This is a genomic window from Streptomyces sp. SID14478, assembly GCF_010548525.1.
Taxonomy (GTDB): Bacteria; Actinomycetota; Actinomycetes; order Streptomycetales; family Streptomycetaceae; genus Streptomyces.
Window position 1 is genome coordinate 1 of the sequence record NZ_JAAGMG010001283.1, and the last position, 3,239, is coordinate 3,239.

The 3,239-nt window shown below is 70.7% G+C and carries 4 protein-coding genes; 1 reads left to right on the forward strand and 3 read right to left on the reverse strand.

Features of this window, described 5'->3' with window-relative positions; genetic code table 11:
• Positions 1 to 747 (forward strand): aminodeoxychorismate/anthranilate synthase component II (locus G3I40_RS41115; RefSeq protein ID WP_164559913.1); only part of this gene is annotated, 747 nt, incomplete at its 5' end.
• Here the strand turns inward: G3I40_RS41115 and G3I40_RS41120 are convergent.
• The 3 genes from G3I40_RS41120 to G3I40_RS41130 all read right to left on the reverse strand — a co-directional run.
• Entirely contained in the window at positions 693 to 1,694 is a 1,002-nt protein-coding gene (locus tag G3I40_RS41120) for a 2-hydroxyacid dehydrogenase (RefSeq protein WP_164559914.1), read from the reverse strand. The genes G3I40_RS41115 and G3I40_RS41120 overlap by 55 nt on opposite strands.
• A 71-nt stretch (positions 1,695 to 1,765) precedes the next feature.
• Positions 1,766 to 2,794, reverse strand: coding sequence for a 6-phosphofructokinase (locus tag G3I40_RS41125; protein ID WP_164559915.1), 1,029 nt, complete (start codon positions 2,792 to 2,794; stop codon positions 1,766 to 1,768).
• Positions 2,795 to 2,846: 52 nt separating this feature from the next.
• The coding region (locus G3I40_RS41130) for a response regulator transcription factor (RefSeq protein ID WP_164559916.1) at positions 2,847 to 3,239 on the reverse strand (393 nt) is incomplete at its 5' end.

Below are 3,239 nucleotides of genomic sequence, written 5' to 3' on the forward strand. Positions count from 1 at the left end.
CGCGAGGAGGGCACGCGCCCGGCGCTGGCCGACGACCCGCGGGTGCGGGCGGCACTGGACGGGCGGCGGGCGGCGCTGGCCCCCTTCTGGCTGCGGATGCAGGAGCAGACCGGCGCCCTGAGCGGGCATGCGCTCGTGGTCGACGCCGAGGACACCTTCACCGCGATGCTCGCGCACGTGCTGCGCTCGTCGGGCCTGGAGGTGTCGGTGCGGCGCTACGACGAGGCGGGGCTGCGGGAGGCCGTGCTCGCGCACGAGGGGCCCCTCGTGCTCGGGCCGGGCCCCGGCAACCCGTCCGACCTCGGCGATCCCAAGATGCGGTTCCTGCGGTCGCTGACGGCCGAGGTGCTGCGCGGCCACCGCCACGGGGTGCTCGGGGTGTGCCTGGGGCACGAGCTGATCGCGGCCGAGCTGGGTCTGGAGATCGTCCGCAAGGACGTGCCGTACCAGGGGGCGCAGACGGACATCGAACTGTTCGGGCGGGCCGAGACCGTCGGGTTCTACAACAGCTTCGTGGCGCGGTGCGACGACGACGCGGCCCTGGAGCTGGCCGCGCACGACGTCGAGGTCAGCCGGGACCCGGTCAACGGGGAGGTGCACGCCGTGCGCGGGCCGTCCTTCGCCGGGGTGCAGTTCCACCCGGAGTCGGTGCTGTCGCTGCGCGGCGCCGACGTCGTACGCGAGCTGATGGGTCAGCTGGTCGCGGCCGGGACCAGGACGTTCTCGGAGCGGCGGCCCGCCCGGTAGTCCAGGACGTTGCGCACCGTGGTCTCGATGATCTGGCTGACCGCGTCCACGGTGTAGTACGCCTGGTGGGAGGTGACCAGGACGTTCGGGAACGTGACGAGGCGGGCCAGGGTGTCGTCGTCGACGATGTCCAGGGACTTGTCGAGAAAGAACAGGCCCGCCTCGGCCTCGTACACGTCGAGGCCCACGCCCGCGAAGCGGCCCTCGCGCAGTTCGGCGACGAGGGCCTTGGTGTCGACGAGGCCGCCGCGGCTGGAGTTCACCAGGATCGCGTCGTCCTTCATCATCCGCAGCGCGGCGGCGTCGACGATGTGCTCCGTGGCGGTCAGCAGCGGGACGTGCAGGCTGATCAGGTCGGCCTCGGCGAACAGCTGCTCCTTCTCGACGTACTTCATGCCGAGCTCCACGCAGCGCGGGTTCTCGGCGACGTCCCAGCCCAGCAGGTTCATGCCGAAGCCGTGCGCGATACGGGCGAAGGCCTCGCCGATCTTGCCGGTGCCGAGGACGCCCACCGTGCGGCCGCGCATGTCCCGGCCCATCAGCCCGTCGAGGCGGAAGTCGAAGTCGCGGGTGCGGGTGCTGGCGCGGACGATGCGGCGGTTGACGGCCATCGCGAGGGTCCAGGCGAACTCGGCGACCGAGTACGGCGAGTAGTACGAGACCCGGGCCACGGTCAGCCCGAGCCGCTCGGCGACCTCCAGGTCGATGTTGTTGAAGCCGGTGGAACGCTGGGCGATCATCTGCGTGCCGCCGGCCGCGAGGGTCTGCAGCACGCGGTTGTTCAGGGTCGCGTTGACGCTGGTGGAGACGACCTCGTAGCCGGCCGCGATGGGAGCCGTGTCCTCGGTCAGGAAGACGTCCAGGCAGCGGACCTCGTGATGGCCCTCGAAGGCCTTCTCGATGAGGGGCTTTTCATCCGATTGCACACCAAATGCGAGGATCTCCATAGGCGCGAGTCTAAGCACATCGCGTCCCTCCGGCGACGGAAGAGCGAGGTCCGGAGCAGGTCACCGGGGCCTCAGCCGAAGAAGACGCCCACTTCCCGGTACAGAGCGGGGTCCACCGTCTTCAGCCGGGCGGTCGCGTCGGCGATGGGCACGCGCACGATGTCCGTCCCCTGCAGCGCCACCATCTTGCCGAAGTCCCCGTCCCGCACCGCCTCGATCGCGTGCAGGCCGAAGCGCGTGGCCAGCCAGCGGTCGAAGGCCGAGGGGGTGCCGCCGCGCTGCACGTGGCCGAGGACCGTGGTGCGGGCCTCCTTGCCGGTGCGTTTCTCGATCTGCTTCGCGAGCCACTCTCCGACGCCGGAGAGGCGTACGTGCCCGAAGGAGTCCAGGGACTCGTCCTTGAGGACCACGTCGCCGTCGCGCGGCATCGCCCCCTCGGCGATCACCACGATCGGCGCGTACGACGCCTTGAAGCGGGAGGTGACCCAGGCGCAGACCTGGTCGAGGTCGAAGCGCTGCTCGGGGATGAGGATGACGTTGGCGCCGCCGGCCAGGCCCGAGTGCAGGGCGATCCAGCCCGCGTGGCGGCCCATGACCTCGCAGACGAGGACCCGCATGTGGGACTCGGCGGTGGTGTGCAGGCGGTCGATGGCCTCGGTCGCGATGCCGACGGCCGTGTCGAAGCCGAAGGTGTAGTCGGTGGCGGACAGGTCGTTGTCGATGGTCTTCGGTACGCCGACGACGTTGATGCCGTACTCGTCGGACAGCCGCGTCGCGACGCCGAGGGTGTCCTCGCCGCCGATCACGATGAGGGCCTCGACCTCCTCCTTGGCGAGGTTCTCCTTGACGCGGCGGATGCCGTCCTTCGCGTTCAGCGGGTTGGTGCGGGAGGAGCCGAGAATGGTGCCGCCGCGGGGCAGGATGCCGCGCACCGCGGGGATGTCGAGCCGGACGGTGTCGTCCTCCAGGGGGCCGCGCCAGCCGTCGCGGAAGCCGACGAAGCCGTAGCCGTATTCCTGCACGCCCTTGCGTACGATGCCCCGGATGACGGCGTTGAGCCCGGGGCAGTCACCGCCTCCGGTCAGTACTCCGACCCTCATCGCGTAACTCCCTTGTCACGGTGAGCAGTTGAGGCAACTGTCCCGCGCGGGGTCACTCGTCGTCCAGACCCCGTTCGATCGCGTACCGCACGAGTTCCACGCGGTTGTGGAGCTGGAGCTTGCCGAGGGTGTTCTGCACGTGGTTCTGGACGGTGCGGTGCGAGATGACCAGCCGCTCCGCGATCTGCTTGTAGCTCAGTCCCTTGGCGACCAGGCGCAGCACCTCGGTCTCCCGGTCGGTGAGCTGCGGCGCCCCCGGCTCGCCGGAGCCGGCCGCCTGGGCCGGCTCGGAGGCCAGGCGCCGGTACTCGCCGAGCACGAGGCCGGCGAGGCCCGGCGTGAACACCGGGTCGCCGGCCGCCGTGCGGCGCACCGCGTCGATCAGCTCGTCCGTCGACGCCGACTTCAGGAGGTAGCCGGTGGCGCCGGACTTGACCGCTTCCAG